We start from the raw sequence: 18394 nt of genomic DNA, 5'->3' as shown, positions 1-18394 counted from the left end.
CATGCGTGTCACGACGATCACCCGCGGGCTCCTCGCCCTGGCGCTGGTGGGAGGGGCCACGGAGGCGCGGCCCCAGAGCTTCATCGGCGCGGGTCCGGCCGAGCGCTTCTCGGTTCCCCCCGCGGGCGACGCCCTGCGCCGCGAAGGCGCGCCGGTCCAAGGCCGCCCGCCCGCGGCCGCCGCCGCCACGGCGGTCCGGGACGGCACCGTGGCGACGATCGGGCCCGCCCGGCGCCTGCCCGCCACCACCGGCGGATTCCGCCTGGAGGGCGAGGAGGACGTCCTGCGCTTCCCGGTCTACGTGACCGAGGCGCAGAGCCGCGGACGGCCCCGCCTGCGCGTCTCGTATCTCTCGGCCATCTCGGTGGCCCCCGAGACTTCGGAGCTCGTCGCCAGCGTCAACGGCATCGTGGTCGGCCGCACCCGCATCCAGGCGCCCGGCGCCGTCAAGGTGGTGGAGTTCGAGCTGCCCGAGGGCAGCCTCAAGCTCGGCTACAATTCCGTCGACCTCGCGGCGAGCCAGCGCCACCGGGTCGACTGCTCCCTCGACGCGACCTACGAGCTCTGGACGCAGATCGATCCCTCCCGCTCCGGCCTCGTGGTGGCGCCGGTCGCCGCCACCGGGCTCGAGCTGAAGGATCTCGCGGCCCTGGAGCCCGACGACGGCGGCGCCCTGCCGGTCCGCGTCGTGATCAACGACAAGCCGAGCCTGCCCCGCCTGGAGCGGATGTTCCACGCCATCGAGGCGATCGGCCTCGTCGGGCGCATCGCCCGGCCGGTGGTGGAGTTCGGCTCGGTCATGACCGGCCGCGCCGGGATCAACCTCATCGTCGGCACGGCGGCGGAGCTGCGCGGCACGCCGGACATCGAGACCGTCGGCCCGATCACGGGCCCGAAGCTGGCGATGCTGCCGCCGCGGGAGGATCGGGCCCCCGCCCTCGTCGTCAGCGGCACCAGCTACGACGAGATCGAATCCGCCATCGCCACCCTGGCGCGCGGCACCGAGCCCTACGGCACGCCGCGCGGCCTCAAGGCCGCGTCCCTCCTGCGCGGCGCCCCCCTCGACAGCGGCGACCGCGTCTCGCTGCAATCCCTCGGCGTGACGACCCGCGAATTCTCCGGGCGCCTGCTGACGACCCGCTTCGACGTCCAGCTGCCGCCGGACTTCCTGCCCGCCGATTACGGCAAGATGCTCCTAAACCTCTCGGGCGCCTACGCGTCCGGCCTGTCGGCGGAGGCCCGCGTTCTCGTCGATCTCAACGGCCGCAACGCCGCCAGCGTGCCGCTTCCGCGGACGCGCGGCGAGGTCTTCGAGAACAACACCATCCCGCTGCCCCTCGGCCAGTGGCGGCCGGGCCTGAACCGGGTCGAGATCTCGGCCCAGGTGCCGACGCCCGGCGACGCCACCTGCACGGCGAACACCACGGAGCCGAAGCGCGAGCGCTTCCTGTTCCTCGACCGCACCACCCTGACCGTCCCGAACCTCGCGCGCGCCGCCCGGATCCCGGACCTCGCCGCCACCACCAGCGGCGGCGCCCCCTTCCTCGAGGACGGCAAGCGGCCGCGCCTCGTCCTGCCGGTCCTCGACCGCGACACGGTGGCGGCGGGCGCCATGATCGCCGCGCGGCTCGCGAGCGCGGCCGGGCGGGTGATCGACTTCGAACTCGCCACCGAGGCGCAGGGCGGGACCGGACCCACCCTGGTGGTGGCCCCGGTGCGCGCCGTGGCGCCCGCAACCCTGACCGGGCTCGGCCTCGACCCGGAGCAGATCCGCCGCATCTGGGAGGCCCGCGCCGAGACGGCCCGGCCGGCGGGACAGTCCGGCTCGGTACCGGCCCCGACCCTCGACCGCCTGCGCCGCAACGTGCCGGCCCGCTGCAGCCTGCCCGACCTCAACTTCCGCGTCGCCGGCCCGGTGACGCCGCGCGGCGCCGCTTCGGACCCCGTCGCCGGCGCCCGCACGGGCACGGTCCGGGCGACCGACGGCGACCTCGTGACGAAGTGGGACGAGACCCTCCGCGCCCGCCACCCCCTGGTCGAGGCCGCCGACGGCCTCGTGGAGCGCGCCTCGACCGCCGTGCGCGGCCTGCTCGGAGAGACCCGCACCTGGATCGACGCCGATGCGTCGGAGCGGACCTCCGCCGTGCCGCCCCGCGCCTCGCTGATCCTGGCGCAGGCCCTGTCGAGCGGCGGCATCGGCGTCGACGACACCACCACCCTGGTCACCGCCCCGAACCCGCTCCTGCTCAAGGCCTCCGTGGCCTGCCTCATCGACCCCGGGGTCTGGTCGCGGATCAGCGGGCGCTTCGCCTTCCTCGACGCCGCCGACGGCCGCCTCGACACGGTCGAGCCGGACAGCGTCCGCATCGTGGAGACGCGGTCCCCCTCGATCTGGAACCTGCGGCTCGTCCTGGCCGGCTGGCTCTCGATGAACCCCGCCATCTACGCGGTCCTGGCGCTGGCCCTGGCGCTCTGCCTCGGGCTGACCACCACGCTCATGGTCCGCAATGTCGGCCGGAGGAATGCATGAGCCGCCCCACCCTGAAGCGCTCCTGCCGGGCGCTGCGCGGCGCGGCCCTGGCGGCCCTCCTGGCCACGGTGTCCGCGGGCGGGTTGACCGCCGGGTCCGCCCTGGCCCAGGGCAGCGCCGCGCCGCTGCCCGCCGGCGCGGCACGCGATCCCCAGCCCCGTGATTCCGCCATGCCGGACCTGCCGACCTCCGTCCCGCCCTCCATCGCCCTGCCGGCCCAGCCCCCGGCCAAGGACGAGTCCGCCCGCGCGGCCCAGCCCCTCGCGGGGAGCCTGAAGAGCGCGGAGGGCTGGCGCCTGTACCGGGCCCGCTTCGTCACCGAGGCCGGGCGGGTCGTGGACACCGCCAATGGCGGGATCAGCCACAGCGAGGGTCAGGGCTACGGCATGCTGCTCGCCGTGGCGGCCAATGACCGGCCCACCTTCGAGCGGCTCTGGGGCTGGACCCGCGCCAACCTGATGGTGCGCCCGGATTCCCTCCTGGCCTGGCGCTGGGAGCCCGGCAAGCGCCCGGCGGTGGCGGACATGAACGACGCCTCCGACGGCGACATCCTGGTCGCCTGGGCGCTGGCGGAGGCCGCCGAGGCCTGGGACGATGCCGGCTACCGCGTGGCGGCCCGGCGCATCGCCGTCGAGGTCGGCCGCCGCACCATCCTGTTCAAGGACCGCAACGGCGCGCTGCTGCTCCCGGCGGTGGCGGGCTTCTCTGCGGCGGAACGCGCCGACGGCCCCCTGATCAACCTGTCCTACTGGGTCTTCCCGGCCTTCGCCCGCCTGCCCCTGGTGGCTCCGGAATACGATTGGGCGGCCCTGACCCGCAGCGGCCTGCGGCTCCTGCGCCGGGCCCGCTTCGGCAGCGCCAACCTGCCCACCGAGTGGATCTCCCTGAAGGGCGACCAGCCCCGCCCGGCCGACGGCTTCCCGCCGCTGTTCTCCTACAACGCGATCCGGATCCCCCTCTACATGGCCTGGGCCGATGTCGGCCGCCGGGAGGATTACGACCCCTTCGTCGCCCTCTGGTCCGGGCCCGACCGCGAGCGCCTGCCCATCGTCGACACCAGCGACGGGCGCACCGTCGAGTGGCTCGGCGAGAGCGGCTACGCCGCCCTGTCCAGCCTGCTGCTCTGTGCCGTGAAGGGGACGCCGCTCCCCGACGGCTTCAGCCAGGTGCAAGACAACGAGAACTATTATCCGACCACGCTGCATCTCCTGGCCATGGTGGCCGCGCAGATGAGGGGACCGTCATGCTCGAAGCGTTAGCCCGCCGGCTGAGCCGCGGCACCGCGCCTCTCGGCGTCCCCCTGGGCGTGGCCCTGGCGGCCCTCGCCCTGCCGGCCCTGGCGCAGGGCCCGGCCGGCGAGGATGCCAGCCGGGCGCCCGCCATCGTCGTCGATCCCACGGGGTCGGCGGCCAGCGGCATGGTCGACGAGAGTGCGCTGCGCTACTACGCGGCCCAGAAGCAGACGGCCCGGATGAAGGCGGAGGCCGCGCGGCTGAAGCAGCTCTATCCGGGCTGGACCGAGCCCACCGACCTCGACACCCTGCAGCCGAGCCCGCCCGAGGAGGCGCCCCTCTGGGACCTCTTCACCGCGGGCCGCTTCGACGACCTCTACGCGGCGATCGCGGGCCGGCGCGCGATGGACCAGAACTGGCAGCCCTCCGACGAACTGGCGCGCAAGCTGCGCCGCGCCGGGTTCCGCAGCCGCCTCAAGGGGCTCGCCAGCGCCAAGCGCAACCTCGACGTCATCGCCCTGTATCGTGCCGACCCCAGCGCGCTCGATCCCGGCGACGTCGAGAGCATCTGGATCGTCGCCGACGGGCTGGCGGCCGAGGAAGCCACGACGCAGGCCTTCACCCTCTACAAGTCCGTCCTCGACACCAGCAACGACACCGGCGCCCGCCTGGCCACCATCCAGAAGGCGATGTCGAACCTGCCGATGGCCGCGGCCGAGCAGCTCATCGCCCTTGGCCGGACGGATTCCGACGGCAATTCCGAGTTCCGCCGCATCGCCATCGACATCACCCGCGCCCGCATCGTCGCCTTCCTGCACGACGAGGCGGCGCAGGAGCCGACCGCCACGGACATCGCCGTATTCCAGGCCCAGGCCCGTCGGACCGGCGACCCGCGGGAGACCGGCCTGCTCGGCTGGTACGCCTACAAGCGTCAGCAGTTCCGCGAGGCGCTGGACTGGTTCAAGCTCGCGATCAGCCGGGGCGGCGACGCGATGATCGCCCACGGGCTCGCCCACGCGCTGCGCGCGGTGGGCATGGCGCGCGAGGCCGAGGAGGTGGCCTATGCCTGGCGCGACAAGTACGTCGGCAACAACATCCTCTTCATCGAGCTCCTGGAGCGCAGGCTCACCCAGGCGAACCCGGCCTTCATCGACCTGGACCGGATCAACCGCTACGCCAAGGTGACGCTGGCCTCGAGTTCCGGGGAGGGCGCCCAGGCACTCGGCTGGTACGCCTACAATTCCTGCCAGTTCGACGCCGCCCTCGAATGGTTCCAGCACGGCATCGCCTGGTTGCCCAGCGAATCGACGGTCCTCGGCTACGCCCTGGCGCTGCAGCGCCTGAAGCGCACGCGCGAGTACCTCGAGGTCGTCAACCGCTACGACGGGCTGTTTCCCAAGGTCGTGGACCTGCTGTTCCGCGAGGGGCCGGACGGTCCGCCGCTCGCCTGCAGCGTCGCGGCGGCACCGCCCGCCGGCGCACGCCAGCCCGCGAGTCCCGCGCCGACGGCCGTGCTCGCCAACGCCGCCCGCGCCTCGGCCGCCTACGGCCGCGTGCCGAAGCCCGACATTTCGGCCAACGGGGCGGTGCGCCCGCTTCCGGTCCAGCGCAGCGAGTTTCCTCTGTCCGTCGCCGCCGAGAACCCGTTCCGCTACCTGCCGGCCGCCCTGGTCCGGCAGGCGCCCGAGCGGAGTGCGGGCGGCTTCCTGGCCGAACCCGCGACGGGGGCGCCCCCCCTGGTGGCCCGCCGGGTGCCCGGCGCCGGGCCGATGCCCTACGAGCGCTACGGCTTCGCCCTCCTGCCGGGCTACAACGGCATGACGCAAGCCTCCACCCTGACCGATCCGCCCGCCGGCACGCAGTGGCAGGACCAGCAGACCGCCAACGCCAGCGGCCAGACCCGATCCAGCCGCGAATCCGACCGTTTCGGTATCCCGGGCTCGCAACGCACCAACATCGTCGAGGCCGGCGTCGGCGCCGGACAGCAGCCATGACTCGGAGACGGCCTTCCACGACCGCGGCGGCGCTGGCGGCGCTGCTCCTCCTGCCCGCGGTCTCCGCCGTCGCCCGCCCCGGACGCGCGGCCCTCGACCTGCCGGGCGCCGGACCCGTGTCCGACGTGGCGCAGAACGCGTCCCGGGACGGCTATTCCCAGCGGATCACCTTCCGGGACGATCCGCGCGGCGTCGCCGAGGTGAGCGTCCGCAACGGGGAGGGGGGCTCCGGCCCCGCCCTCGTCATGGCCAAGCCGAGCCGGGCCGGGATCGCGGCCGAATTGCGGGCGCGCTTTCCCGGCGAGACCATGCGGGTCGTGACCCAGGCCCACCGCAACGCCTACGGCCCGGTCGGCCTCGCCCTCGGCAACGACTGTCTCTTCGCCTGGCAGTGGATCGACATCGCCGGCGAGGCGACCGGGAGGCGGCCGTCCTCCCTGTTCGGCAGCGACGCCAGCGCGCCTGCCGCCTCGGTCCGGATCAGGCTCTGCCGCACGGCCACGTCCAGCCTCGCGGACCTGACCCGCGCGGTTGAGCAGATGCGATTCTCGGCCAATCCCGCCGATGCGCCCCGCACCGGGGCGGCGGTGGCGGCCCGCCGCCCATCCCCGGCGCGACGCGATGCGGCGGCCCCGCCGCGGGCCTCCCGGGAAGCCGCGCAGGCACCGGAGAAGGCCGTGCGCACGCCCGGCCCGATGGAACGTCCGGGCTCGGAGAAGCGTCCCGAGGCGACGGCGCGCCGCATGGCCTCCGAGCAGTCCGGCGAGACGCAGCGCTACCTCGTGCCGGGCCCCGGCGCCGCACAGCCCACGCCCGCGGTTCCCGTTCCGGTCCCCCCCGGCAATGGCCAGGGCCCGCGCTACATCACCGACGGCGCCCAGGCGGACGGCTCCATCGCGATCGCGGTTCCGAGGCCGGCCTCCAACCGCGCCGAGGTCGAGGACCTCATGGCCCGGGAACTCCCGGCACGGGCCTATCGTCCGCCGCCGTAGGGGCTCGGGCTCCGGGAATTCCAAATTCCCGTCATCCGCCGCATCTGCAACCTTGAATACGCCCGTCCGGCAGGCGAAGAAGCTTGCGGCGGGGGTGATGGGTGACGCAGATGGCCCGGGTCAGCGGACGTGATCTTCCTCCGACCGCGGCGCTCGCCGCATGAGCACCGCGACGGATGAGTCTGGCGCCGACGCGGCCGGCGCAGAGCCCGGCATCCGTCTCGCCTTCACCGCCACGGACCATGTCGGCCTCGCCTGTCACGAGAACGCGGTCCCGGTGATCCGGGAGATCGTGATCGCGAACGACTCCGAGAAAGACCTCGTCGACCTGCGGCTGCGCATCGAGAGCCAGCCCGCCGTGATGCGCCCGCTGGTGATCCGCATCGACCGGGTGGCGGCCGGCGCGGACCACCGTATCGAGACCCCGGACCTGCACCTCGACGGCGGCCTGCTCGCCGGCTTCACCGAAGCCAGCCGCCTGACGCTCACCCTGATCCTGGACGATGCGGACGGCGAACGGGCCCGGACGGTCGCCGGGATGCGCCTGCTGCCGCCCACGCACTGGGGCGGCGGGCGAAGCGCGCCGGAACTCCTCGCCGCCTTCGTCCGGCCCAACGATCCGGCCGTCGACGTGGTCCTGCGCGATGCCGCCACGAAGCTCGGCGAGGCCGGTCGCGAGACCGGGCTGGACGGCTACCGGACCGGCAGCAAGGCGCGGGCGTGGGACCTCGCGGGGGCGATCTGGGCCGCTCTCGCCGACCGCCGCCTCGCCTATGTCCTACCGCCGGCGAGCTTCGAGCGGACCGGACAGAAGGTGCGCGGACCGGGCGACGTGATCGCGCGCCGGGTCGGCACCTGCCTCGACCTCTCGCTGCTCTATGCCGCCTGCCTGGAGCAGGCCGGGCTCAACCCGGTGCTGGTCCTCACCGTCGGCCATGCCTTCGTCGGCCTGTGGCTGCAGGACGAGGATTTCGCGAGCGCGACGGTCGACGATCGGCAGCACCTGCGCAAGCGTCGCGACCTGCAGGACCTGATCCTCGTGGAGACGACGCTGCTGACCCACGATCCGCCGGCGACGTTTCAGGCCGCGACCGACCAGGGCGGACGGCTCGTCGAGGACACCGCTCCGGCCGCCCTGGAAGTCGCCATCGACATCCGCCGCTGCCGCCGGCGCGGCATCCGCCCCCTGGATCTCGGCGACGGCCCGAGCGGGACGGTGGTGCCGGGGCCGGCCGCGCCCCTGAACCAGTCCCTGTCGGCGGCGCCGGCCTTTGACGAGGCCGTCCGGCCACCCGTCGACGAGTCTCCCGAAACCCCGGTCGGGCGCATGGAACGGTGGAAGCGCAAGCTCCTCGATCTTTCGCTGCGCAACAAGCTCCTGAACTTCAAGCCCGGCAAGGGCTCGGTCGTCCTGGAGGGGGTCGATCCCGGCGCCCTGGAAGACGGCTTGGCGGCCGGGGACGAGTTCCGGCTGCGGCCGGCCGCGGACGACCGGGCCGGACCCGGCCCGCGCGACCCCGACGCCGGCGCGGCGGCCCTGGCCCGCCGAGAGATCCAGACCACCGCGACGGAGGCCGATCTCGACCGTCGCCTGCTCGATCTCCACCGCCTGGCCCGCAACGGCTTCGAGGAGGGCGGGGCCAACATCCTGTTCCTGGCCATCGGGTTCCTGTCCTGGACCCGCAAGCAGGGGGAGACCGCCTACCGGGCCCCTCTGCTGCTGGTCCCGGTCGCCCTCCGGCGCTCCAGCGTGCGCGCCGGCTTCCGCCTGGCGCTGCACGACGACGAGGTCCGGATCAACCCGACCCTGCTGGAGATGCTGCGCCAGGATTTCCGGATGCGGATGCCGGAATTCGAGGGCGAGCTGCCCCGGGACGCCTCCGGCATCGACGTCGACGCCATCTTCCGGATCGTCCGCTCACACCTGCGCGACCTGCGCGGCTGGGAGGTGGTGCCCGACATGGTGCTGTCGGCCTTCTCCTTCACCAAGTACCTGATGTGGAAGGACCTCGTCGACCGGGCCGACCTCCTCACGCGCAACCCGGTGGTGCGCCACCTCCTCGAGACGCCCCAGCACGCCTACGGCGACGGCGCCCCCTTCCCCGATCCGGCGCATCTCGACCGGGACCACCCGCCCGAGACCGTGTTCACGCCACTCTCGGCGGATTCCTCCCAGCTCTCCGCCGTCCTGGCCGCCGCCGGGGGCAAGGACTTCGTGCTGTTCGGGCCGCCCGGCACCGGCAAGAGCCAGACCATCGGCAACATGATCGCCCAGTGCCTCGCGCAGGGGCGCACGGTGCTGTTCGTCTCGCAGAAGACGGCCGCCCTCGAGGTGGTGCAGCGGCGCCTGCAGGAGATCGGGCTGGGGGATTACTGCCTGGAGGTGCACGCCACGAAGGCGCAGAAATCGGCCGTGCTCGGCCAGTTGCGTCGGGCCTGGCACGAGCGCGCCGCGCCCGCACAGGCCGAATGGCAGGGCGCCACGCGCGAACTCGCGGCCCTGCGCGCGGAGCTGAACGGCCTCGTGCAGGCCCTGCATCGGCGGCGGGAGAACGGGCTCTCGGCCTACGAGGCCTTCGGACGCGTGATCGCAGCGGGCCCCGACGCGGCGGACCTCGTCCTCGCCTGGCCCGACCACCGCGCGCACAGCGCGGATACCCTCGCGTCCCTGCGGGCGGCCTGCCGGGACCTGCGCCCCGTCCTGGCCGCGGCGGGGTCACTCGCCGACCACCCGCTGCAGGGCCTCGAGGCCACGCAATGGTCGCCGGTCTGGCGCGACGGGTTGGACGCGACGCTCACCACCACGGTCGCGGCGCTGAGCGCCCTCCGGACGAGCGGCGAGGCCTTCGCCGAGGCGATCGGCCTCCCGTCGCTCCTGGCCACCGATGCGGGAACCCGCGGCCTCCTGGTCCTCGGCAATCTCCTGCTGCGTCCCGAGGCCCGCTGCGGGGCCGCTGTCCTGGCCGACGGCGCGGGCGACCTGCGTCGGGCCGTCGCCGCACGCGAACGCTTCCAGGCCACCCGGGCGGAGCACCAGGACCGGCTCACCGGTGCCTACCGGCCCGGAATCCTCGACCAGGACCTGCCCGGCCTCCTCGCCGCCTGGGTCGCCGCGCGCGGCGCGAACTTCCTCGTCCGCGGCGGGCGGCAGAGACAGGTCCTGCTGCAGGTCCAGCCCTATGCCGAGGGCCCGCTGCCGGACGATATCGGCCCGGACCTCACCGGCCTGATCGCGCTCGCCCGGCACATTCGGACCGCCCGCCCCGAGGAAGCGTTTCTCGCCGCGCTGGGGCTGCCCTGGAGCGACCCCGACCTGCCGGCCGCCGCCTTCGGGCCGGCCCTCGCCTGGGCCGGGACGGTGGAGCAGATCCTGCCCATCCTCGGGCCGCCGACCCTCGGCGTCGCGGGCCTGCGCGACCACCTCGTCCGGCTGGTGGCGCACCCGGACCGGGACCTGGAGGCGGGCGGGCGTATTGCCCGGGCCTACGCCGCCTTCGCCCAGGATCGCCTGCGAGCGAACGATGCGACGAGGGAACTCTCCCACCGGGCCGGGCGGCCCGATCCCGACGCGCCGCTGGCGACGGAGGCGGACTGGATCGCCGCCAGCATCGCCCTGGCCCGGCGCTGGGCCTCCGGGCTCGGGCGTGCCCAGGGCTGGTGCGCCTGGCAGGCGACGGCCGGGGCGGCGCGGGGCATCGGCCTCGCCCCGCTGATCGACGCCCTGGAGGCCGGCCGCATCGCCCCCGAGCGGGCCGAGGCGGCCTTCGAGACCGCCTATGCCCGCTGGTGGATCGACCGCGTCGTCAGCGACGACCCGGTCCTGCGCAGCTTCCTGCCGGAGCGCCACGAGGACACGATCGCCCGGTTCCGCGCCGCCGACGCGCGGGTCGGCGACTTGGCCAAGCAGGTCGTCGGCGACCGGCTCGGCCGCGGCATTCCGGGGCCGACGGCCTTCGGGAGCGATCCGGAATGGGGCACGCTCTCGCACGAGCTGACGAAGAAGCGGTCGCAGATGCCCCTGCGCAAGCTGTTCGGCAGGATGCCGAACGCCCTCACCCGGCTCACGCCCTGCGTGATGATGAGCCCGTTGTCGATCGCCCAGTACCTGCCGCCCGACGCGGTGCCGTTCGACGTCGTCATCTTCGACGAGGCCTCTCAGATCGCGCCCTGGGACGCCATCGGGGCGATGGCGCGGGGTGGGCAGGTCGTCGTCGTCGGGGATCCGGAGCAGCTGCCGCCGACCAATGTCGGCGATCGCGGCGTCGACGACATCGAGGACGGCAGCGACGTCACCGACCAGGAATCGATCCTCGATGCCTGCCTAGCGGCCAACATCCCGCGGCGGACCCTGGACTGGCACTATCGCAGCCGCCACGAGAGCCTGATCGCCTTCTCGAATGCCCATTACTACGGCGGTCGGCTCGTCACCTTTCCCTCGCCGGTCACCGAGGACCGAGCGGTGCGCCTGACCTTCGTGCCCGACGGCGTCTACGAGCGCGGGGCCGGCCGCGTGAACCGGCCCGAGGCCCGTATCGTGGTGGCCGACATCGTGCGGCGCCTGCGCGATCCGGACTTCGCGCAGGCGCGGCGCTCGCTCGGCATCGTCACCTTCAACGGCGAGCAGCAGCGGCTGATCGAGAACCTCCTCGACGAACAGCGGCGGTCATACCCGGAGCTGGAACCGTACTTCGACCGCGATCGCTGGCACGAGCCCGTCTTCGTCAAGAACCTCGAGAACGTGCAGGGCGACGAGCGCGACACGATCCTGTTCTCGGTCGCGGTCGGGCCCGACGCGGGCGGCCGAACGGTGAGCACGGTGTCCTCGCTCAACAGGGACGGCGGCCACCGCCGCCTGAACGTCGCCATCACGCGGGCCCGTCGCGAGCTCGTGGTCTTCGCCTCCCTGCGCCCCGAGCAGATCGACCTCGGCCGCACCCGGGCCCGCGGCGTGCGCGACTTCAAGCACTTCCTCGAATTCGCCGACCGCGGCGCGCGGGCGCTCGCCGAGGCCTTCGCGCCCACCGGGGGCGGTGTCGAATCGCCGTTCGAGGCCGCCGTGATGGGGGCGCTCCAGGCCCGGGGCTGGAGCGTGCACACCCAGATCGGGGTCTCGGGCTTCCGGATCGACCTCGGCATCGTCCACCCCGACGCGCCGGGGCGCTACCTTGCCGGGGTGGAGTGCGACGGGGCGACCTATCACCGCTCCGCCACGGCGCGCGACCGCGACCGCCTGCGCGAACACGTGCTGACCGATCTCGGCTGGCGCATCCGGCGGGTCTGGAGCACGGAGTGGTGGACCGACGCGAGCAACGCCCTCGACAAGCTCGACCGGCACCTGCGGGAGGACCTGGAGGCCGACCGCGCCGCCGCCGCGACGGCCGCCGGCCCGATCGAGGCGCCGGAGCCTCCGGCGCCGGCCATCCCCGGGGCAGCGGACCGAACGACCTCGGCCGCGGCGGAAGCCGCGCCTGAGCCAGAGGCGGCTCCGCAGCCGCGCGACGAGACTCCGGCCCGGCGGCTCTACGCCGACCCGCCGCCTGCCTTCCCGTCCGTCATCGCCCCGGCGCCGGCCGCGGACACGCGGCGGGATCCCGCCTACCGCCTCGCCGACCCGGCCGACCTCGGCCTCACCCTGGAACCGGAGCGCTTCTACGACGCGTCCTACCGTCCCGTCCTGGCGGCCCTGGTGGCGCACGTGGTCACGGTGGAAGGGCCCATCTTCGAGGATGTGCTGCTGCGGCGCGTCGCCCGTGCCCACGGCCTGCAGCGGGTGGGGCCCCTCATCCGCGAGGCGATCCTCGATCAGGTTCCCGCCTCGGTGGCGCGCAGCGACGATGACGGCCGCTCCATTCTCTGGCCGCCCGGCGACGCACCGCGGGCGCGCCATCCCTACCGGCCGGCGGTCTCCGACCTGCGCAGCCACGCCGATACGCCGATGCCGGAACTCGTCGGCCTGGCCGGAACGCTGCGCCCGGGGGCATCCGAGGCGGAGCGCGTGCGGCTGATAGCCCAGGCGACCGGCCTCTCGCGGGTCGAAGCGGCGACGCGAGCCCGATTCGCACGGGCGAGCGAACTGGCGCGCCAGTCGCAGGCACCCGCCGACGGACCCTCCGGCATCTGATGGAACGGGCGCCGAACGGCGCCCGCCCGGCCCCTCGGCCGGATGCCTCCGGGCGCCATGGTCATGGAAGCGGGGCGTCGCAGGGATCGCCCCTCGGGTTCGATCGAGGCCGCGCGAGCCGCGGCCCCACCGGCGCCGACCTGCCGAATCGGTGGGCGGACCGCTGCGGACGGAGACTCGAATGCCGGCACGAGCCGCAACCCTGCACCGACGGCAGGGCTCGGTGGAAGAATGCGCGCCGCGCGCGGCAGGTCGCTCGACCCGGCGCGGGTGGGCCACGTCCATCAATCTTCGTGTCGATCTTCGTCCCTTCCCTCAATGGATCACGGAATTGCGATCTTCAGGACCCATCAGATGCGACAATGCGCATGGTGCATCGCAGCAAAACCGCCTCGCATTGATCAGCGAAAATGTTCGCCATTCTTACAGAGCAACCGCAGATCGAAGCGTTACACAGCAACAAATATTTGCTTAACTTACTTTCACTGGCATAAGACAACCGTCAATTGTCGCAGAAAACGCAGCTCGCGAGGCCCAACAACGCCGCGCGCGACAGTTGAGAGCTGGATTTGCCGGCTCGCGAATAATTGGCTTGGTTTCTGCTTCATTAGGAGAGATAGACGTGCAGCGAAGCGAAATGGGACGGAACTGCCCCGTTTCGCTTCAGCGCCAACGGGCTGATGCGAACCGATGTCTGCTTATCCAGAGGGCTCCGTCACGATGGACACCACTTCTGCTCGGAAGAGCCTCGCGGCCGGATCGGACACCGCCGTCCTGGCCCGGTCGCGCCCGAGCCTGTCCGCCGTCCGTCCCGCCCTCGATCCCGCCCTGGCGGCCCTCGCCCTGTTCCTGGTGGCCCCGCTGCTGATCCTCGTGGCCCTGCTGGTGCGCCTCGACAGCCAGGGCCCGGTCCTGTTCCGCCAGACCCGCACCGGCAAGGACGGGCGCCCCTTCCAGATCTACAAGTTCCGCACCATGCGGGTGCTGGACGACGGGGCGGTCGTGCACCAGGCCACGCGCGGCGATGCCCGGGTGACCCGGGTCGGCGCCCTCCTGCGCCGCACCAGCATCGACGAGCTGCCCCAGCTCCTCAACGTGCTGCAGGGCGACATGGCCCTGGTCGGCCCGCGCCCCCACGCCCTGGCCCACGACCTCTACTACGGCGCCGAGATCCCGACCTACCGCCACCGCTTCGCCGTCAAGCCCGGCATCACCGGCTGGGCCCAGATCAACGGCTCGCGCGGGCCCACCCCCACCCTGGCCGACATGCAGCGCCGGGCCGCCCTCGACCTGTGGTACATCGAGAACCAGAGCCTGCGCCTCGACCTCCAGATCCTCGTGCGCACCGTCCTGGCCGAAATCACCCGCCGCACCAACGCCTTCTGAGCCTGACGCGAGACGCGGATCGGGCAGGGCGGTCGCTCAAGTGGCCGGGTCGCGCGCGGCCCGCTTCGGGTCCGGTCTTCACCAAATCGATGCGGTCGCGCTAGGCTGGCCAGTGGCCGATTCACCACCCGCCTTCATGCAGAGCGACTTCCGATGACCGTCTCCCACAGCTTCGGCGCCCGGTTCGAGTCCCTCCGGGGTTCGGTCCAGCGGAACGTTCAGGTGGCCCGCCTGGCCGCCGCGGTGGAGATGAGCAAGCCGCGCACCCGCGGCACCGGCTACGCGCTCCTCGCCCTGGGCGTCGCGCTCGGCGTCCTGATCTCGTTCCTGCTTCAGTTTCTCGCCGTCCTGGTGATGATCGCACTGGGTTTCGGCCTCGGCTACGCCGCCCGGTCCTACGTCTCGAAGCGCCGCAGGGATCGCTTCCTGCAGGACCGGCTGATGCGCTGAGCCCAGCCCCGCGAGACCGACCGCTGCCCGCGGTACCTGTGCCGGGCAGACGCGGGTGCGAGCCCGCCGGTCTCTGCCGCGAACGTATCCCCTCAGCGCCACCGATCTTCGAAGTCCGGGGGCGCCCCCGCATGCCGCGACGAAAGCCGGCCGGCCCGAACGCGCGTGCGCGGGACGTAACGTGGGTGAATGCCGCCGTCCGGCGCGTCGGCCATAGTCGGAGCGCTGGCCGCGTCCCCCCGATGGCCAGTGTGGCCCCGCTCCGCGCTCCCCCCCAATCGATCGCGGGCGGGGCCACCCCCGATCGGTATGGCGGAAGCGGATGGAGGCTCGCGGAGCGCGCGGGCCGGTTCGTCCGTCAGAGCGGGCGCGAGCCGCGCATGCGGACCAGTTCCATCACCGCGAGCGCCATGGGCGTGCCGATGAGGACGAGGGCGAAGAAGAGAGACATGCGTGACCGTCCGCGTGCGTCGGGTTGAGGCGGGCCGTCCAGGCTCACGCAGGAGCCGGGGCGGAACCCCGCCGGAGGAACGACTGTCAACGCTGGGCCGCGGAAGAGGGTTTCGCGCCGGTGCTGGGCCCGGCGGGCCGACGGGCATGCCGCCAGGATCCGGTGCGCGTACATCCGGCGTCACCCGATCCGGCGGCATGGCCGTCGCCGGTCTGGCGGCACGCGGCCGCCACCGGCTTGATCCGACCTTGAGGCATCATGGTTAAGGATCGGTGAAGGGCCCCGCGGCCGGGCTCCCTAGAGCGGCCATCCGCAACTTCAAGAATGTCGTCTGCGGTCAAGCTTTGCTAATCGCCCTCCACAGGCGCGGGACGGGGACGAATGGCGGCAGACAGCGATACGCGGGCGAGGCAGGCTCGGGCCGAAGACCCCAGGGCAGCCCGGCTTCGGCGGCTCTGGCGGAGCCAGGACACCACGCTCCGGTCCAGCGGACTCGCCCTCGGGCGGCCGGTCCTGGCCATGGCGCGGCCGGAGGCCTCCGATGTCCCGACGCGTGGGCTCACCGCCCGCGAACTCATCAACATGGCCCGGGCGGCGCGACGCGAGGGAGAGCGCCGGACCGGCCTCAGCCCCTGACGGCCCCGAGCCGCCGCGCCGGAACACCGCCCGGACCGCTCCCGTTGACCTCGCAACAGGGAGTGAAACCGATGATCGATGCCGCGCAGATCAAGGAACATGCCGACGTGGTCGGCTCGGACGGTGCCCATGTCGGCACCGTCGATCACGTCGACAAGGGCGAGATCAAGCTGACCAAGAAGGATCCGGACGCGGGCGGCCTCCACCACTTCATCCCGGTGGATTTCGTCCAGTCCGTCGAGGGCAACACCGTGCGGCTCGACCGCCCGGCCGAGGAGGTCAAGCGGGAATGGTCGACCTCCTGACCCCGAGTTCGCTTCGCCACCCGGTTCATTGACGATGCATCGGCCCGTTCCCACATCGGGTCCGGGCCGGTCGCAGGACCGGACGCGGCCACGAGCCGGAATCGGGTGAGGCCGGAAGGATGCGCACCGGGTTTCGGCCTGCGTGGCCGTCGCGGTTTCGGCGGTCGGGCGCCCGTCCGTGTGAACAGAGCCCCTTGAGGAACAGAGGCATGGCGGACGTCATCACGGGAGATTTCGGCACGAGCCGCGAGGCCCTGGCCGGGCTGGAGCGCGTTTTCGGGGACGCCGCCGGTCTGCGCGTCGGCCTGCGCCGCATCGAGGCGCCGCACGGCGACGAGTTGCAGGTCACGGTCGGTGCGCAGGCCCTGTCGGTCCCCCGGCCCGTGGCCGTGGTGCTCGCCAATGCCGCGGGCGAGGACGAGGCCGACCGCATCGGCAAGGCCGTCCTCGAGGCCCTCCAGTTGTCGGAAGGGCTGCGCAGGGGAACGCTCTGAAAACGAGGCGTTTCTGAACAGGCGCAGCGATCAATTGACAGGTTCCATCTTGCCAGCCGGCACCGGAACCGCTTTTATTCTCGCGCTGCCCGTGCTGGTCCTCGGGTGATTGGCAACAACCTTCAGCGCCCGCGGCCCTCCGGCCTGCGGGCGTTCTTCTGTGCGGTCTCCGGGGACCCGTTCAATCCACGGCCGCGCCGTGCAGCTCCGCGCTGGTGAAGCGCTGCTGCTCGGCCATCACCAGGCCGGCGAGTTCGCGCTTCAGGGCGTTGAACTCGCCCGAGGCCGTGTCGCGCGGGCGCGGGATCTCCACCGTGAGGTCGCGCTTGATGCGCCCGGGGCGGTAGGTCATCACGAGGATGCGGTCGGCGAGGTAGATCGCCTCCTCGATGGAATGGGTGACGAAGACCACCGTCTTGCGGTACTCGGCCCAGATCCGCAGGAGCTCGTCCTGCAGGGTGCGCCGGGTCAGGGCGTCCAGCGCCCCGAAGGGCTCGTCCATCAGCATCACCGGCGGGTCGAGCGCCAGGATGCGCGCGATGGCCACGCGCTGGCGCATGCCGCCGGAGAGGTCCTTCGGATAGCGCTTGCGGAAATCCGACAGGCCGAGGGTGGCCACGATGCGGTCGACCGTCACGGTGGCGTCGGCCCGCGGCACGCCCCGGATGTCGAGGCCGAATCGGACGTTGTCCTCCACGTTCATCCAGGGAAACAGCGCGTATTCCTGGAAGACCATGCCGCGGTCGGGCCCCGGCTCGGTTACGGGGCGCCCGCCCATGGTGATCCGCCCGGCGCTGAGCGGCGTGAAGCCCGCGATGGCGTTGAGCAGGGTGGACTTGCCGCAGCCGGAGGGCCCGAGCAGGCAGAGGAACTGCCCCTCCGGCACCGTCGCGGTGATGTCGTCCAGGGCCGGCACGGCGCCGGCACCCGTCCCGAACACCTTGCTGGCGTGGGCGATCTCGATTTGCGCCGACATGATCAGGCGTCCCGGTTCAGCGTTCAAGGCCGCGGTGCCAGCGCAGGAGGTGATCGTTGAGGCGCGACATCGCCCCGTCGATGATGAGGCCGAGGACGCCGATGGTCAGCATGCCGCCGATGATCTTGTCGGACCACATGTACTCGCGCGCCTCCAGGATGCGGTAGCCGAGCCCGTCCGAGACCGCGATCATCTCGGCGACGATGACCACGATGAAGGCGGTGCCGATGCCGATCCGCATGCCCGCCAGCACGAAGGGGCTCGCCGCCGGCAGGATCACCCGGCGGAACATCGTCCAGGAATTCGCCCCGAGGTTGCGCGCCGCGCGGATGTAGATCGAGTCGACCTGCCGCACCCCCGCGATGGTGTTGACCAGCACGGGGAAGAAGGTGCCGAGCGCGATCAGGAACAGGGCCGGCGGATTGCCGAGGCCGAACCAGACGATGGCGAGCGGGATGTAGGCGATGGGCGGGATCGGCCGCAGGATCTGCAGCAGCGGGTTGAACAATCCGTAGAGCCGGTCGCTGGTCCCGAGGACGAGCCCGATCGGCACCGCGAGGCCGGCCCCGACGCAGAAGCCCATCACCACGCGGGTGAGGCTCGCCACCGCGTCGTGCGGCATCTCACCGGAGAACATCCAGTGCCAGTAGCTCTCGGTGGCCGGATCGTAGGGCAGGCCGGGCAGGAGGCCCGAGTACCACTTCGCCGCCACCGCGCTCGGCGGCGGCAGGACAATGGGGGAGAACACGCCGGCCCGGCTCAGGATCTCCCACAGGATCAGGAGGGCAAGGGGGACGAGGGCGCCGCGAAACCGGTTCATCGCGACG

At 72.7% G+C, this 18394-nt stretch carries 12 protein-coding genes; 10 read left to right on the top strand and 2 right to left on the bottom strand.

From position 1 onward, the window contains the following. Position 1: 1 nt before the first annotated feature. From ACXJY8_RS08210 to ACXJY8_RS08165, 10 genes are all read left to right on the top strand, one after another. The gene (locus tag ACXJY8_RS08210; protein ID WP_463778567.1) at positions 2-2530 is read left to right on the top strand and encodes a cellulose biosynthesis cyclic di-GMP-binding regulatory protein BcsB; all 2529 of its coding nucleotides are present in this window, start codon (positions 2-4) and stop codon (positions 2528-2530) included. Next, positions 2527-3789 carry a family 8 glycosyl hydrolase gene (locus ACXJY8_RS08205; RefSeq protein WP_463778564.1) on the top strand — a complete coding sequence of 421 codons (1263 nt, stop codon included), beginning with the start codon at positions 2527-2529 and terminating at the stop codon, positions 3787-3789. The genes ACXJY8_RS08210 and ACXJY8_RS08205 overlap by 4 nt, the downstream gene beginning before the upstream one ends. Next, the gene (locus ACXJY8_RS08200; RefSeq protein ID WP_463778561.1) at positions 3774-5756 is read left to right on the top strand and encodes a tetratricopeptide repeat protein; all 1983 of its coding nucleotides are present in this window, start codon (positions 3774-3776) and stop codon (positions 5754-5756) included. Before ACXJY8_RS08205 ends, ACXJY8_RS08200 begins: the two co-directional genes overlap by 16 nt. Beyond that, on the top strand, positions 5753-6748 hold the full coding sequence (gene bcsN, locus ACXJY8_RS08195; RefSeq protein ID WP_463778558.1) for a cellulose biosynthesis protein BcsN: 996 nt from the start codon (positions 5753-5755) through the stop codon (positions 6746-6748). Before ACXJY8_RS08200 ends, bcsN begins: the two co-directional genes overlap by 4 nt. A gap of 160 nt (positions 6749-6908) precedes the next feature. After that, positions 6909-12869: an anti-phage protein ProA gene (gene proA, locus ACXJY8_RS08190; RefSeq protein ID WP_463778556.1), complete on the top strand. Its 5961-nt coding sequence runs from the start codon at positions 6909-6911 to the stop codon at positions 12867-12869. A 720-nt stretch (positions 12870-13589) separates the two neighbouring features. Further along, positions 13590-14255, top strand: coding sequence for a sugar transferase (locus ACXJY8_RS08185; protein ID WP_463769788.1), 666 nt, complete (start codon positions 13590-13592; stop codon positions 14253-14255). A 153-nt stretch (positions 14256-14408) separates the two neighbouring features. Next, the gene (locus tag ACXJY8_RS08180) at positions 14409-14705 is read left to right on the top strand and encodes a hypothetical protein (protein WP_463778553.1); all 297 of its coding nucleotides are present in this window, start codon (positions 14409-14411) and stop codon (positions 14703-14705) included. An 832-nt stretch (positions 14706-15537) separates the two neighbouring features. Next, entirely contained in the window at positions 15538-15792 is a 255-nt protein-coding gene (locus ACXJY8_RS08175; RefSeq protein ID WP_463778551.1) for a hypothetical protein, read from the top strand. A gap of 71 nt (positions 15793-15863) precedes the next feature. Then, positions 15864-16097, top strand: coding sequence for a DUF2171 domain-containing protein (locus ACXJY8_RS08170; protein ID WP_463778547.1), 234 nt, complete (start codon positions 15864-15866; stop codon positions 16095-16097). A gap of 209 nt (positions 16098-16306) precedes the next feature. Then, positions 16307-16591, top strand: coding sequence for a hypothetical protein (locus ACXJY8_RS08165; protein ID WP_463778544.1), 285 nt, complete (start codon positions 16307-16309; stop codon positions 16589-16591). Between the two features lie 181 nt (positions 16592-16772). Here ACXJY8_RS08165 and ACXJY8_RS08160 read toward each other — a convergent pair whose 3' ends face one another. Then, complete coding sequence (locus ACXJY8_RS08160) at positions 16773-17567, bottom strand: ABC transporter ATP-binding protein (RefSeq protein ID WP_463778541.1); 795 nt, start codon at positions 17565-17567, stop codon at positions 16773-16775. 16 nt (positions 17568-17583) lie between these two features. Next, positions 17584-18387 carry an ABC transporter permease gene (locus ACXJY8_RS08155; protein ID WP_463778538.1) on the bottom strand — a complete coding sequence of 268 codons (804 nt, stop codon included), beginning with the start codon at positions 18385-18387 and terminating at the stop codon, positions 17584-17586. Positions 18388-18394: the final 7 nt, after the last annotated feature.

Source organism: Methylobacterium sp. TK31 (genome assembly GCF_055361545.1).
The sequence above is the reverse complement of the archived record's forward strand: the minus strand, read 5'-3'. Positions and strand labels throughout refer to the sequence as shown.